Origin of the sequence: Nocardioides sp. GCM10027114 (assembly GCF_042659625.1) — a bacterium.
In the GTDB taxonomy this organism is placed as follows: Bacteria; Actinomycetota; Actinomycetes; order Propionibacteriales; family Nocardioidaceae; genus Nocardioides.
On sequence record NZ_JBHSSS010000022.1, the window covers coordinates 195,064 to 209,027 of the forward strand.

At 72.8% G+C, this 13,964-nt stretch carries 14 protein-coding genes; 11 read left to right on the plus strand and 3 right to left on the minus strand.

Annotated features, from left to right (window positions below):
- Positions 1 to 24: 24 nt before the first annotated feature.
- The gene (locus ACFP2E_RS11205) at positions 25 to 2,037 is read right to left on the minus strand and encodes an FAD-dependent oxidoreductase (RefSeq protein ID WP_378524484.1); all 2,013 of its coding nucleotides are present in this window, start codon (positions 2,035 to 2,037) and stop codon (positions 25 to 27) included.
- Positions 2,034 to 2,567: a PadR family transcriptional regulator gene (locus ACFP2E_RS11210; RefSeq protein ID WP_378524483.1), complete on the minus strand. Its 534-nt coding sequence runs from the start codon at positions 2,565 to 2,567 to the stop codon at positions 2,034 to 2,036. The genes ACFP2E_RS11205 and ACFP2E_RS11210 overlap by 4 nt, the downstream gene beginning before the upstream one ends.
- 132 nt (positions 2,568 to 2,699) lie before the next feature.
- Here ACFP2E_RS11210 and ACFP2E_RS11215 point away from each other — a divergent pair, with 132 nt between their 5' ends.
- From ACFP2E_RS11215 to ACFP2E_RS11225, 3 genes are read left to right on the plus strand one after another with little or no spacing between them, the layout of a single operon-like run.
- Positions 2,700 to 3,602, plus strand: a complete 903-nt coding sequence (locus ACFP2E_RS11215) for a transporter substrate-binding domain-containing protein (protein WP_378524482.1) — start codon at positions 2,700 to 2,702, stop codon at positions 3,600 to 3,602.
- The gene (locus tag ACFP2E_RS11220; RefSeq protein WP_378524481.1) at positions 3,599 to 4,471 is read left to right on the plus strand and encodes an amino acid ABC transporter permease; all 873 of its coding nucleotides are present in this window, start codon (positions 3,599 to 3,601) and stop codon (positions 4,469 to 4,471) included. The genes ACFP2E_RS11215 and ACFP2E_RS11220 overlap by 4 nt, the downstream gene beginning before the upstream one ends.
- Positions 4,468 to 5,229: an amino acid ABC transporter ATP-binding protein gene (locus tag ACFP2E_RS11225; protein ID WP_378524480.1), complete on the plus strand. Its 762-nt coding sequence runs from the start codon at positions 4,468 to 4,470 to the stop codon at positions 5,227 to 5,229. The genes ACFP2E_RS11220 and ACFP2E_RS11225 overlap by 4 nt, the downstream gene beginning before the upstream one ends.
- Positions 5,230 to 5,250: 21 nt before the next feature.
- Here the strand turns inward: ACFP2E_RS11225 and ACFP2E_RS11230 are convergent, their stop codons facing one another.
- Positions 5,251 to 5,805 (minus strand): dihydrofolate reductase family protein, encoded by a 555-nt coding sequence (locus tag ACFP2E_RS11230; RefSeq protein ID WP_378524479.1) that lies wholly within the window; start codon positions 5,803 to 5,805, stop codon positions 5,251 to 5,253.
- Between the two features lie 127 nt (positions 5,806 to 5,932).
- On the opposite strand from ACFP2E_RS11230, the gene ACFP2E_RS11235 reads away from it, so the two are divergent.
- The 8 genes from ACFP2E_RS11235 to ACFP2E_RS11270 all read left to right on the plus strand — a co-directional run.
- Complete coding sequence (locus tag ACFP2E_RS11235; protein WP_378524478.1) at positions 5,933 to 7,105, plus strand: CaiB/BaiF CoA transferase family protein; 1,173 nt, start codon at positions 5,933 to 5,935, stop codon at positions 7,103 to 7,105.
- 84 nt (positions 7,106 to 7,189) lie between these two features.
- The gene (locus ACFP2E_RS11240) at positions 7,190 to 7,753 is read left to right on the plus strand and encodes a hypothetical protein (RefSeq protein WP_378524477.1); all 564 of its coding nucleotides are present in this window, start codon (positions 7,190 to 7,192) and stop codon (positions 7,751 to 7,753) included.
- A 45-nt stretch (positions 7,754 to 7,798) separates the two neighbouring features.
- A complete protein-coding gene (locus ACFP2E_RS11245) occupies positions 7,799 to 8,530 on the plus strand; it encodes a glutamine amidotransferase (RefSeq protein WP_378524476.1) in 732 nt (243 codons plus the stop codon).
- A gap of 171 nt (positions 8,531 to 8,701) precedes the next feature.
- Positions 8,702 to 9,142: a pyridoxamine 5'-phosphate oxidase family protein gene (locus ACFP2E_RS11250; protein ID WP_378524475.1), complete on the plus strand. Its 441-nt coding sequence runs from the start codon at positions 8,702 to 8,704 to the stop codon at positions 9,140 to 9,142.
- 36 nt (positions 9,143 to 9,178) lie between these two features.
- Complete coding sequence (locus tag ACFP2E_RS11255) at positions 9,179 to 10,612, plus strand: flavin-containing monooxygenase (RefSeq protein WP_378524474.1); 1,434 nt, start codon at positions 9,179 to 9,181, stop codon at positions 10,610 to 10,612.
- A 222-nt stretch (positions 10,613 to 10,834) separates the two neighbouring features.
- Complete coding sequence (locus ACFP2E_RS11260; protein ID WP_378524473.1) at positions 10,835 to 12,382, plus strand: DEAD/DEAH box helicase; 1,548 nt, start codon at positions 10,835 to 10,837, stop codon at positions 12,380 to 12,382.
- A 63-nt stretch (positions 12,383 to 12,445) separates the two neighbouring features.
- Positions 12,446 to 13,138, plus strand: a complete 693-nt coding sequence (locus tag ACFP2E_RS11265; RefSeq protein WP_378524472.1) for a CPBP family intramembrane glutamic endopeptidase — start codon at positions 12,446 to 12,448, stop codon at positions 13,136 to 13,138.
- Between the two features lie 352 nt (positions 13,139 to 13,490).
- Positions 13,491 to 13,964 (plus strand): transposase (locus ACFP2E_RS11270; protein WP_378524184.1); only part of this gene is annotated, 474 nt, incomplete at its 3' end.

Below are 13,964 nucleotides of genomic sequence, written 5' to 3' on the forward strand. Positions count from 1 at the left end.
GCGGATCGTAGGCGCGCCGCGCCGCTACAGCGCCGCCGCCACCCGCGTGCCCTGCTCGATGGCGCGCTTGGCGTCGAGCTCGGCGGCGACGTCGGCGCCGCCGATGAGGTGGGTGGAGACGCCGGCCGCGACGAGCTCGTCGTGCAGCCAACGCACCGACTCCTGACCGGCGCAGAGCACGACGTGGTCGACGTCGAGCACCCGCTCCTCGCCGTCCACGAGGATGTGGAGGCCGTCGTCGTCGACGCGGGTGTACGACGCGCCGACCACCTGCACGACCCCGGCCTGCTTGAGCACGGCGCGGTGCGCCCAGCCGGAGGTCTTGCCGAGGTGGATGCCGATCGGGGTGGTCTTGCGCTGGACGAGGGTCACCTCGCGGACCGGGGTGCGCGGCTTGCGCTCGGTCAGGCCGCCGGGGTGCACAGCCGGGTCGCCGACACCCCAGTGGGCCAGCCAGTCGTCGAGGTCGTCGGCCGGGTCGTGGGTCAGCCAGTGCGAGACGTCGACGCCGATGCCGCCGGCGCCGATGACGGCCACCCGCCTGCCGGGGACGACGGCGCCGGAGAGCACCTCGGCGTACGTCACGACCTTGTCGTGGTCGACGCCCTTCAGCTCCGGGATCCGCGGCTCGACGCCGGTCGCGACGACGACCTCGTCGTACTCCTTCAGGACGCCGACGGTGGCCTTGGTGCCGAGCCGCACGTCGACGCCGAGCACCTCGAGCCGGCGCGTGTAGTAGCGCAGCGTGTCGGCGAAGTCCTCCTTGCCGGGCACGGCCATCGCGAGCCGGAACTGGCCGCCGATCTCGTGGTTCTTCTCGAACAGGGTGACCTCGAAGCCGCGCTCGGCCGCGGAGACCGCGGTGGCGAGGCCGGCCGGGCCGGCGCCCACGACGGCCACCCGCGAGGAACGGCGCGTCGGGCCGAGCACCAGCGTGGTCTCCCGGCAGGCGCGCGGGTTCACCAGGCAGGAGGCCTTCTGGTTGCTGAAGACGTGGTCGAGGCAGGCCTGGTTGCAGGCGATGCACGTGTTGATCTCGTCGGCGCGGTCCTCGGCGGCCTTGTTGACGAACTCCGGGTCGGCCAGCAGCGGCCGTGCCATCGAGACCAGGTCGGCGTCGCCGTCGGCGAGGATCTGCTCGGCCAGCTCGGGGGTGTTGATCCGGTTGGACGCGCACACCGGCACCGACACCTCGGCCTTGAGCCGGGCGGTCGAGGAGCGCCAGGCCGCCCGAGGCACCTGCGTGATGATCGTGGGGACCCGCGCCTCGTGCCAGCCGATGCCGGTGTTGAACGCCGTGACGCCGGCGTCCTCCAGCAGGTGCGCGAGCTCGACGACCTCGTCCCAGGTCTGGCCGCCCTCGACGAGGTCGAGCAGCGAGATCCGGTAGACGATCGGGAAGTCGTCGCCGACCAGCTCGCGGGAGCGGCGGACGATCTCGCGGGGCAGCTCCATCCGCTTGCGGGCGGTGCCGCCCCAGCGGTCGGTGCGGTCGTTGGTGCGGGCGGCGAGGAACTGGTTGATCAGGTAGCCCTCGGAGCCCATGATCTCGACCGCGTCGTAGCCGGCCTTCTTCGCCAGCGCGACGGACTTCGCGAAGTCGGTGGCGGTGTGGTCGACGCCGCGGGTCGACAGCGCCGACGGCTTGAACGGCGTGATCGGCGACTTCTGCGCGGACGCGCTCACCGACAGCGGGTGGTAGGCGTAGCGGCCGGCGTGCAGCACCTGCATCGCGATCGCGCCGCCGGCGTCGTGGACCGGCCCGGTGACGTCGCGGTGCCGCATCGCCTGGAGCCGGGTGGTCATCTCCGAGGCGAGCGGCTTGAGCCAGCCGCGCTTGTTGGGGGCGTAGCCGCCGGTGACGATGAGGCCGACGCCGCCGCGGGCCCGCTCGGCGTAGTACTCCGCCAGCGCCGGCAGGTCGCGGATGCGGTCCTCGAGGCCGGTGTGCATGGAGCCCATGACGACCCGGTTGCGCAGGGTCAGCCCGCCCAGCGTGATCGGGGAGAGCAGGTGCGGGTAGGCGGTGGGGGTCATCGGGCGTGTGCCTCCAGGTACTCGGTGAGCCAGTCGATCCAGAACTGCTCGAGCCGGATCCCGCCGCGCAGGACGAGGTACTGGTCGAGCTCGAGCCCGGACAGCCGGGCGGGGTCGGGGTAGTCGCGCTTCATCAGCTGCTCGTAGTGGGCCAGCCGGGTGGCGTGGTCGGCCAGGTGGCCGCGCACCGCCTCCAGCACGGCGGCGCGGTCGCCGAACGACGCCCCGCGCAGCTTGACCGCCAGCTCGCTGCGCAACGGCTGCAGGTCGCCGGGCTCGGCCAGCCAGGCGGCGAGCGCCTCGCGGCCGGCGGGGGAGACGGCGTACACCTTCTTGGTCGGCGCCCCCGTCTGCGCGACCTCGCTCGCGGTGACCCAGCCGGCGGCGTCCATCCGCGCCAGCACGCGGTAGATCTGCTGGTGGGTGGCGGACCAGAAGAACCCGATGGAGCGGCTGAACCGCTTGGCGAGGTCGAGGCCCGAGGCGGGCTGCTCGCTCAGCGCGACCAGCAGTGCGTGCTCCAGGGCCATGGCCCGATGGTGCCCTACCTATGCAACGAGTTGCAATCGGGGGTGACCCAGACCACGCGTCGTGACGAGGGGCGACGGGCCGGTCCGCGAGATCGCACGGTCGCGCACCCCCGCGGCCGTACGATTTCCGGCATGAGCATCCGCGCCCGCATCCGGCCCGCCCGCTGGTCCACAGCCGTGGCGGCACCCCTGCTGCTCGCCGCCGCGGCGTGCGCCCCCGCCGACGAGGGCACCGACACGGCCACCGACCCCACCCCCACCGACACCGCGGCCGCCGAGGAGCAGTGCGCGAAGGAGAGCCTGCCCGTGCTGGAGGAGGGCCGGCTCACCATCGGCACCGACTCCCCGGCGTACGACCCGTGGTTCCGCGACAACGACCCCACCAACGGCCAGGGCTTCGAGTCCGCCGTGGCGTACGCCGTCGCCGAGGAGCTCGGCTTCTCGGCCGACGAGGTGCAGTGGGTGAAGGTCCCGTTCAACACGTCCTACAAGCCGGGCGAGAAGAACTTCGACTTCGACATCAACCAGATCTCGATCACCGACGCCCGCGAGGAGGTCGTCGACTTCTCCGACGGCTACTACCAGGCCTCGCAGGCGGTCATCGCGCTCGAGGACTCGCCGGCCGCCGGCGCGAGCACGGTCGAGGAGCTCGCCGGCTTCAACCTCGGCGCGCAGACCGGCACCACCTCGCTGACCGTGATCCGCGACGTCATCCAGCCGGAGAGCGACCCGCTGGTCTTCGAGGACACCAACGCCGCCAAGCAGGCGCTGCAGAACGGCCAGGTCGACGCGATCCTCGCCGACCTGCCGACCGCCTTCTACATCACCGCGGTGGAGATCCCGAAGGGCGTGATCATCGGGCAGTTCCAGCCGGAGACCGGTGAGGAGGAGGAGTTCGGCATCCTCTTCGAGGAGGGCAGCGAGCTCGTCCCCTGCGTCAACGAGGCGCTCGCGTCGCTGCGCGAGGACGGCACGCTCGACCAGATCGAGCAGGAGTGGCTCTCGGACACGGTCGACGTGCCTGAGCTCCAGTGACCGCCCCGGCGGACAGCGCGGCGACCGGCTGGCAGCCCAGCCAGCGTGAGCTCGAGCGGCGCGAGCTGCGCCGCCGGATGCGGCTGCGGTCCACGGCGACCGCGGCCGCGGTGGTCGTCGGCGTCTTCGGCCTGCTCGGTTGGGTCGTCGTCAGCTCGCCGGGCTGGCCGCGGGTGCAGGAGACGTTCTTTGCGTGGGAGCACGCGAAGGAGTCGTTCCCGGCGATCCGGGACGGCTTCTGGCTCAACGTCCGGCTGTTCCTCATCGCCGAGGTCGCGATCCTGGTGCTCGCGCTCGCCGTCGCGCTGGCCCGCACCGCCCGGTCGCCGTGGCTGGCGCCGCTGCGGGTCACCGCCGTCGTCTACACCGACGTCTTCCGCGGCATCCCCACGATCCTGCTGATCCTGCTGCTCGGCTTCGGCATGCCCGCGCTGCAGCTGCAGGGGATGCCGATCGACCCGTTCTTCTGGGCCGGCGTCGCGCTGGTGCTCTCCTACGGCGCCTACGTCGCCGAGGTGTTCCGCGCCGGCATCGACTCGATCCACCCCTCCCAGATGGCCTCCGCCGAGGCGCTCGGGCTGAGCCGGCCGCAGGCGTTGCGCCACGTCGTGGTGCCGCAGGCGGTGCGTCGGGTCGTGCCGCCGCTGCTCAACGACTTCGTGTCGCTGCAGAAGGACACCGCGCTGGTCTCGACGGTCGCCGTCTTCGACGCCGTGTTCGCCGCCCGCGACTACACGGCGTACAACTTCAACTACACGCCGTACGTCGTGGTGGCGCTGTTCTTCGTCGTGATGACGGTGCCGCTGGCCCGCTTCACCGACTGGCTGCAGCGGCGCTGGATGGAGAAGGAGAGGGCCGGGAGCCTGTGACCGACAGTCATTCGGGTGACGGGACGCTGCTCGAGGTCCGCGACCTGCGCAAGACCTACGGCGACAAGGTGGTTCTCGACGACGTCGACCTCGACGTGTCGGCGCACGACGTGATCTGCCTGATCGGGTCGTCGGGGTCGGGCAAGTCGACCCTGCTGCGCTGCCTCAACCTGCTCGAGGACGTCGACGACGGCGTCATCCGGTTCGAGGGCCGCGAGGTCTCCGACCCGCGGGTCGACCGGCGGGCGGTGCGCAGCCGCATGGGCATGGTGTTCCAGGCCTACAACCTGTTCCCGCACCTGACCGTCCTCGAGAACTGCACCCTCGCCCCGCGCAAGGTCCACGGCGTCTCCCGCCGCGAGGCCGAGGCGCGGGCGCGCGACCTGCTCGGCCAGTTCGGGCTCGCCGACCAGGCGGAGAAGCACCCCGACCGGCTCTCCGGCGGCCAGCAGCAGCGGGCCGCGCTGGTGCGGGCGCTGTGCACGCAGCCGACGCTGCTGCTGCTCGACGAGATCACCGCCGCGCTCGACCCCGAGCTCGTCGGCGAGGTGCTCGCGATCGTGCGCGACCTCGCCGAGGGCGGCACGACCATGGTGATCGCCACCCACGAGATGGCCTTCGCCCGCGACGTCGCGACCCGGGTCTGCTTCCTGCACGACGGCCGGATCCTCGAGCAGGGGCCGCCGGAGCGGATCTTCAGCGACCCGAGCGAGGAGCGGACCCGGCAGTTCCTGCGCCGGGTCCTCCCCGCCTCCTGAGGCCGATCGCTCCGGCCGCGCTCAGCGCGCCACGTCGAGCACGGACATCTGCACGCCGTTGCCGTACGTCGCGTGCTCGACGAGCCGCAGCTTCGTCTTGTCGGCGTCGGTGGCGAAGAGCCGCTTGCCGGAGCCGAGCAGCACCGGGAAGGTCAGCAGGTGGTAGCGGTCCACCAGCCCGGCCGCGGCGAGGCCCTGGGCGAGCATCGCGCTGCCGTGGACGAGGAGCGGGCCGCCGTCCTCCTCCTTGAGTGCGGCCACCTCGTCGAGGGTGCGGATGACGTGGGTGTTGTTCCACGGCGAGTCCTTGAGCGTCGACGAGACGACGTACTTGGGCATCGCGTTGTACTCCGCGAACTCCGCCATCGTCGGCCACACCGGCGCGAACTCGTCGTGGCTGACGCGGCCCAGCACCAGCGCGCCCGCCTCGGCCTGCTCGCGGCCCTTGAGCTCGTAGGCCGCCTCGTCGAACTCGACGTCCTTGAACGTCCAGCCGGCGTGCGGGTGCTCGCCGCCGCCGGGCGAGTCCATGACGCCGTCGAGGCTGAGCAGGGTGGTGACGATGAGGCTGCGCATGGTGTTCCCCGTTCGTGTCGGTCGGCCCTCGTGGCCGGCCGGGTTGTGTGTGGTCGATGCTGCCACTCGCCCCTTCCGACCCGCGGGCCGGGCGAAAGTCATCGGTCGACCTGACAGGATCCCCGACATGGCTGTCGGGCAGGGGCGGGTCGAGCTCGGACAAGGGACGGGGCCGCTGCGCGGCGTGAAGGTCGTGGAGATCGCGGGGATCGGGCCCGGCCCGCACGCCTGCATGCTGCTCGCCGACCTCGGCGCCGACGTGATCCGCGTCGAGCGGCCGAACGGCCAGTTCGGCGCGCTGGGTCGTCACGACCTGCTCAACCGCGGGCGTCCCAGCATCGCGCTGGACCTCAAGCAGCCCGCGGCGGTCGAGACGGTGCTGCACCTCGCCGCGCAGGCGGACGTGCTCGTCGAGGGGATGCGGCCCGGGGTCGCGGAGCGGCTCGGGTTCGGCCCGGAGCAGTGCCACGCGGTCAACCCGGGGCTCGTCTACGGCCGGATGACCGGCTGGGGGCAGGGCGGCCCGCTCGCCCAGGCCGCCGGCCACGACCTCGACTACGTCGCCGTCGCGGGTGCCCTGCACGGCATGGGCCAGGACCCGGCCCGACCGCACTTCCCGAGCAACCTGGTCGGCGACTTCGGCGGCGGGTCGACGTACCTCGTCGTGGGGATCCTGGCTGCCCTGCTGTCGGTCCGGTCCGGGGGTGAGGGCCAGGTGGTCGACGCCGCGATCGTCGACGGCACGGCCCACCTCAACGCGATGGCCACCGGCTTCCTGGCCGCGGGCGCCTTCCAGGAGCGGCGGGCGGTCAACCTGCTCGACGGCGGGGCGCCGTACTACGACGTGTACGAGACCGCCGACGGCCGGCACATGGCGGTCGGTGCGCTGGAGCCGCAGTTCTTCGCGGCGTTCGTCGCCGGGCTCGGGTTGCCCGACGACGCGCCCGGGCAGGCGGACCTCGACCGGTACGACGAGCTCCGCGCGCTGGTCGCCGACCGGTTCCGGTCCCGCACCCAGGCCGAGTGGGTCGAGGTCTTCGACGGAACCGACGCCTGCGTCGCGCCGGTGCTGCCTGTCAGTGAGGCGGCGACCCACCCGCACCTCACCGCCCGCGGCACCTTCGTCGAGCGCCACGGCGTGACCCAGCCGGCGCCCGCGCCGCGCTTCTCCGGCACGCCCGCCTCGCTGACCTCCCCGCCGCCCGCGACACCCGGCGCCGACACCCGCGCGGCGCTCGAGGCGTGGGGCGTGCCGGACGTCGACGGGCTGCTGGAATCGGGCGCCGCGGTCCAGACCTGACCAGGCGGAAGATCGCGCATTCGGGCGTAGCGGGCCGCGCCGGCGGCGGCCTAGCGTCGGAGCCCCGCCCCACCGGAGCTCCCCATGAACAAGTGGATTCCCCTGCCTCTGCTCGCTGCCCTCCTCCTCCCGGTGCTCTCCGCGCAGGCCGAGGCGCGTCCGCTCGAGCGCGAGCGCTTCAGCTTCACCGAGTCCTTCACGGACCGGGAGTGCGGCTTCCCCGTCCACTTCGACGTCGAGGGTCGTGGCCTGTTCCTGCTCAAGGCACCACGCAGGACCGGCTTCCCGGCCCTCGTCCACAGCAAGTACCGGGTCCACGCCGAGCTCACCGCGAACGGCCGCACCCTGTTCTTCGACCACAACGGGCTCTACAAGGACCTGCGCGTCGAGCGGCAGCGCGGCTCGGTCTTCCGCGTGGTTGCCCAGGAGGCCGGCCAGCCGTTCCGGATCACGGCCGAGGATGGGACCGTGCTCTACCGGGACCGCGGCCTGCTGCGGTACGTCTTCCTGATCGACACGCACGGCGACGACGACCCCGGCAACGACGAGTTCATCGAAGGGAGCTTCGAGCTCCTCGCCGACCGCGGGTCGCACCCGATCTGGTACCTCGACCTCTGCGACGTGATGGCCGACTACTTCCTCGACTGACGGACTCGCGGTGCCGCCCGGGCCCGTCGCTGACAGCATGGGGGCGTGAAGCCGTTCCTCTTCCTCGGGATCCGCGCCGAGGACGCCGCCGCCGACGACGAGTACGGCGCCGTGATGGCCTGCGCGGGGCTGGACGAGCGCGACGTACGCCGCCACCGGCTCGAGCGTGACGAGCTCGGCACCGTCGACCTCGACGCCTACTCGGGCATCGTGCTCGGCGGCGGGCCGTACAACGTCAGCGACCCGCCGGACACGAAGTCACCGGCCCAGCGGCGCGCGGAGGCGGAGCTGCGGGCGCTGGCGCAGGCGGTGGTCGCCGCGGACTTCCCCTTCCTCGGCGCCTGCTACGGGATCGGCACGCTCGGCACGCTCGACGGCGGCGTCGTCGACCGGACCCACGGCGAGCCGATCGGGGCGGCGACGATCCGCCTCACCGACGAGGGGCGCAGCGACCCTCTGCTCGGGGTGCTGCCGGAGAAGTTCGAGGCGTTCCTCGGCCACAAGGAGGCCGTCAGCCGGCTACCTCACGGCGCCGTGCTGCTGGCCTCGTCCGGGCACTGCCCGGTGCACGCCTTCCGGATCGGGGAGCGGGTCTACGCCACGCAGTTCCACCCCGAGCTCGACCGCGACGGGCTCTGCCTGCGGATCGACATCTACCGCCACCACGGCTACTTCGAGCCGCCCGAGGCCGAGGGGCTGATGCGGATGGCGCGGGCTGCGGTGGTCACCGAGCCGCCCCGGCTGCTGGCCCGGTTCGTCGAGCTCTTCGCCCGCTGACGCCGCCGCCCGGGGGGGCGCCTCCCCGGCGTCTCCGGGCCGTGGGTGAGCCGTCCCGGGGACCTTGGACTCTGCGCCAGAGCCCGCCGAATGCCTACCGTCGAGGCAGTTGCGGGGGGCGGGGGGCCGACGGGGGCAGCAGTGTCCGACCAGCGGGGGCCGGGAGCGCAGATGGACGACCAGGAATACAACGAGGAGCCGTTCGCCGAGCTGACCGAGGACGAGTGCTGGGAGCAGCTACGAGGGTGTGAACTGGGACGCCTGGCCTTCCACCTCGCCGACGAGGTCCACATCACCCCGGTCAACTACGTGGTCGACAAGGACACGCTGCTCTTCCGGACCGCAGAGGGCAGCAAGCTGCTGGCCCTGGTGATGAACAGCGACGTGGCGTTCGAGATCGACGGCGTCGACGGCGAGACCGCGACGAGCGTCATCGTCCGCGGCCGGGCAGAGCTGCTCGACGAGCACAGCGCCCATCGGGCCGACGACCTGCCGCTTCGGCCGTGGGTGGCGAACCCCAAGTACAACGTCGTCGAGATCACCCCGACCGAGATCTCCGGCCGCCGCTTCCAGCTGCACCGGCCGTGGCTGCGCGCCATCCCCGAGGTCTGACGGTCGCGTCACGGCTGGCTGGCTAGGGTCGGCCGCGTGGAGCATGTCGACGTCCTCGTCGTGGGTGCCGGCCTGTCCGGCATCGGCGCCGCCTGCCGGCTGAGCGTCGAGCACCCGCGCCGGTCGGTCGCCGTGCTCGAGGCGCGTGAGGCCTCCGGCGGCACGTGGGACCTGTTCCGCTACCCCGGCATCCGCTCGGACTCCGACATGTTCACGTTCGGCTACCGGTGGCGGCCCTGGGGCGGGGAGCAGACCCTCGTCGAGGGGCCGCGGATCCTGGAGTACCTCCGCACCGTCGCCCGCGAGTACGACGTCGAGCGGCTGATCCGCTACCGGCACCGCGTGCTCGCGGCGAGCTGGGACTCCGCGACGGCCCGGTGGACCGTCGACGTCGACCACGACGGCGAGCGCCGCACCATGACCGCTGACTTCCTGTGGGGCTGCACCGGCTACTACGACACCGAGCGCGGCCACACCCCCGAGCTGCCCGGGATCGAGCGGTTCGGGGGCCGGGTCGTCCATCCGCAGCACTGGCCCGGCGACCTCGACCACACCGGGATGCGGGTCGTGGTCATCGGCAGCGGCGCCACCGCGGTGACGCTGGTGCCGGCGATGGCCGGAACGGCGGAGCACGTGACGATGCTGCAGCGCTCGCCGTCGTACGTCCTGAGCCTGCCGGCGGTCGACCCGCTCGCCCGGAGGCTCTCGTGGCTGCCCGAGTCGTGGCGGCACCGGGTGGTGCGGGGCAAGGCGATCCTCGCGGCGCAGCTCGGCTACCGGCTCAGTCGCAGCCGGCCGGCGCTGGTGCGTCGGCTCGTGCGCAGGCTGACGGCGCGGGAGCTGCCGGAGGGCTTCGACGTCGACACCCACTTCAAGCCGGTCTACGACCCGTGGGACCAGCGGATGTGCTTCGTGCCCGACGGCGACCTGTTCCGGGCGATCCGGCGCGGCGACGCCGGCGTGGTCACCGGGACCATCGAGACCTTCACGCCCACCGGGGTACGGCTCGCCAGCGGCGAGGAGCTCGCGGCCGACCTCGTCGTCACTGCCACCGGCCTGGAGCTCAAGCCCTTCGGCGGGATCCGGGTCTGCGTCGACGGCGAGGAGGTCGACCCGGCGCAGCGGATGGCCTACCGGGCGGCGATGCTGGCCGGCGTCCCGAACTTCGTGTTCACCATCGGCTACGCCAACGCCACCTGGACCCTCAAGGCAGACCTGGTCGCCGACTGGGTCTGCCGGCTGCTCGCGCACCTCGACGCGCACGGCCACCGGGTCGTCGTGCCCGAGCCCGACCCGACGGTCGAGCCGGTGCCCTTCCTGCCGCTGACCTCCGGCTACATCCAGCGCGCCGCCCACCTGCTGCCGCGGCAGGGCGACCGTGCGCCGTGGCGGCTGGCCCAGAACTACCTCGCCGACCGCCGCACCATGCGGTGCGAACCGATCGACGACGGGGTGCTGGCGTTCCGCTGACGTGAGCGATCCCTCATGCGGTTCGGCGCCGAGGATGCGCGGCGGGACGGGCGCGACCCCTAGGGTGGGCCACGCAGCCCGCCCGACCCTGCCGCGTGCTGTCCGTGCGTCGCAGCGCACCGCTCACCGCGAGCGGCGCCGCTCCGCACGAAGCGCCAGTCCCGGAACCCCGGTGCGCCGGCGCAGTGGCGGGGCAGCCCCAAGCGAAGCGAGCAACACCCCGTGACCACCTCCATCACGTCCACCCCTGCCTCCGCGACGACCGGAAGCTTCGAGGACCTCGGCGTCCCGACCGGCCTCGTCGAGGTTCTGGCAGGTCTGGGCATCACCACCCCCACGCCGATCCAGGCCGCGACCCTGCCCGACTCCCTGGCCGGCCGTGACGTCCTCGGCCGTGGCCGCACCGGCTCCGGCAAGACGTACGCGTTCCTGCTGCCGCTCGTCGCGCGGCTGCAGGCGTCGTCCCTCCCGGCGACCTCGAAGCGGCCGCGCGCCCTGATCCTGGCCCCGACCCGCGAGCTCGTCGGCCAGATCCACGCCTCCCTCAAGCCGCTGGCGAAGGCGTCCGGGCTCTCCACGCTCACCGTCTTCGGCGGCGTCGGCCAGAACCCGCAGGTGCAGGGCCTCCGCAAGGGCGTCGACATCGTGCTGGCCTGCCCCGGCAGGCTCGAGGACCTCATCGGCCAGGGCCACTGCTCCCTCGACGCCGTCGAGGTCAGCGTGCTGGACGAGGCCGACCACATGGCCGACCTCGGCTTCCTGCCCGGCGTACGACGGCTGCTGGACAAGACCCCGCGCGACGGCCAGCGGCTGCTGTTCTCGGCGACGCTGGACAACGCGATCGACGTGCTCGTGAAGCGGTTCCTGCAGCAGCCGGTCACCCACGAGGCCGACTCGGCGCAGTCGCCGGTCGCCACGATGGACCACCACGTGCTCCACATCGCCCGCGAGCACCGGGTGCCCGTGCTGGTCGACCTGACCAGCGCCCCCGGCCGCACGGTCGTCTTCACCCGCACCAAGCACGGCGCCAAGGCGCTCGCCCGCCAGCTGAACCGCAATGGCGTGCCGGCCGTCGAGCTCCACGGCAACCTCAGCCAGAACGCCCGCACCCGCAACCTCGACGCCTTCCACAGCGGCCAGGCGGCGGCGCTCGTCGCGACCGACATCGCGGCGCGCGGCATCCACGTCGACGACGTGTCGCTGGTGATCCACGCCGACCCGCCGGTCGAGCACAAGGCCTACCTGCACCGCTCCGGCCGCACCGCGCGCGCCGGCGCCGCCGGCACCGTCGTCACGCTGATGACCGACGAGCAGGTGCGCGACGTCCGCCAGCTCACCAAGGCGGCCGGCATCTCGCCGACCACCACCAAGGTCGACGGCGCCGGTCACCCGATGCTCACCGAGCTCGCCCCGGGAGAGCGGGTCACCGTGCCCGGCGGCCTCGCCGTCGCCGCGCCGGCCGCGCAGCCCGCCGGTGGCTCCGGCTCGTCCGCCGGCCAGGACGGCGTCACGCGCCGCAACCGGTCGCGTCGTCGCCGGAAGCCGGCCGGCCAGGGCGGCCAGTCCGGTCAGCCTGGTCGGTCCAAGCAGGGCGGCCAGTCGGGTCAGCGGTCGAGCCAGAAGTCCTCGGGTCAGAAGCCGGGCGGCCAGAAGTCCGGCGGCTCGAAGTCCGGGCAGCAGCCCCGCAACCGATCCGGGCGGTCGGGCGCGCAGCAGTCGTCCGCGGGCCGCGGGCACAGCGCGGCGTCGTTCAGCTCCGGCAAGCGCTGACCAGGCGCTGACCCGGGCCGCCACCGGGGTCCCCGTACCATCGCGGACGAAGGAGGCGATCTGGTGCGGACCTGGGTGAGGCGCGCGCTGTGGGACGTCGTTCCCCGCGACCAGCGCGACACGCCCGAGGCGCTGCGGCGCCGGCAGCTGGTCACCGCAGCCTTCGTCGTCCTCGGCGGGACCATGCTCGGCCTGTCGTTGCGGATCGAGCCCGGCAGCCCGTGGTTCTACCCGGCGAGCGCGATCCTCGCCGGCATCTGGACCGTCGGCGCGTTCGCGGCCGGGCCGCTCCACCTCGGCCGGATCGCGCATCCGCGGGGTGGGCACTACATCCGCCCGATCGTGACGCCGATCCTCGTCGGGCTCGGGCTCGCGGCGGTCTTCGTGGCCGGTGGCCTGATCGTCCGGCAGATCGAGTGGCTCGACCAGCAGGTGCGGTCCGTCCTCGACTTCGCCGACCAGGGCACCCTGCCGCTGGTGTTCGTGCTGACCCTGGTCAACGGGATCGCGGAGGAGCTGTTCTTCCGGGGTGCGGCCTACGCCGCCATCCCGCGCCACCCGGTCGTCATCACGACCATCGCCTACACGATCGCCACCCTCGCCACCGGCAACGTCATGCTCGGCTTCGCGGCCATCGTCCTCGGCTTCGTGGTCGGCCTGCAGCGGCGCGCCTCGGGCGGCATCCTCGCGCCGATCCTCACCCACATCACTTGGTCCTCGACCATGCTCTTCGCCCTCCCGGCCCTCTTCGGCTGACCAATCCGGTGATCGAGGTGCGAGGCCGTCCGCGGCCGAGCCTCGAGATCCCCTCACCGGTCCAGGGTGGTGACCCAACGTAGGTCGAGCCCGTCGAGACCTTGGTACCTCGTGGGCCGGGCCCTGCGTAGGCGGCGGGGGTTTCGAGGCTCGGCGCCGGGGTGGGTTCAAGGTGCGTGCGCAACGCCCTGGGTGATCTGGGGTGAGGGGTATGCCGCGTCCGCCGGTTCGGGTGGAGGTGCAGCGCAGGTTCTGGGACCGGGTGGCGCAGGGTGAGTCGGTGGTGGATGCGGGGGCGTCGGTCGGCGTGTCTCGTCCGACGGCGCAGCGGTTGTTTGCACGCTGTGGTGGTGTGATCCCGTCGCTGAGAGCTCCCCGCAAGTCGCCGGCCGAGGGTGGCCGGCTCACCTACGCCGAGCGGGAGGAGATCGCGTGCCTGCGTGCGGCTGGCCGCTCGGTGCGTGGCATCGCCCGGGAGCTGGGCCGTGACCCGTCCACGGTCAGCCGTGAGCTGCGCCGCAACGTCGGCTACGGCGGGGTCTACCGGGCCAGCACCGCCCAGCAGCGTGCCGACGGCAACGCCCGGGCGGGTGGGCTGGCGCGACCGGCCCGGCTGGCGGTGAACCTGCGGCTGCGTCGGGAGGTGCAGACTCGCCTTGAGGAGCACCACAGTCCCGAGCAGATCGCGCAGCGGCTGCGTGAGGACTTCCCCGACGATCCGGAGATGTGGGTGTCGCACGAGACGATCTACCAGTCGCTCTACGTCCAGGGCCGCGGTGGGCTGCGCCGTGAGCTCGCGGCCTGCCTGCGGACCGGGCGGGCGCTG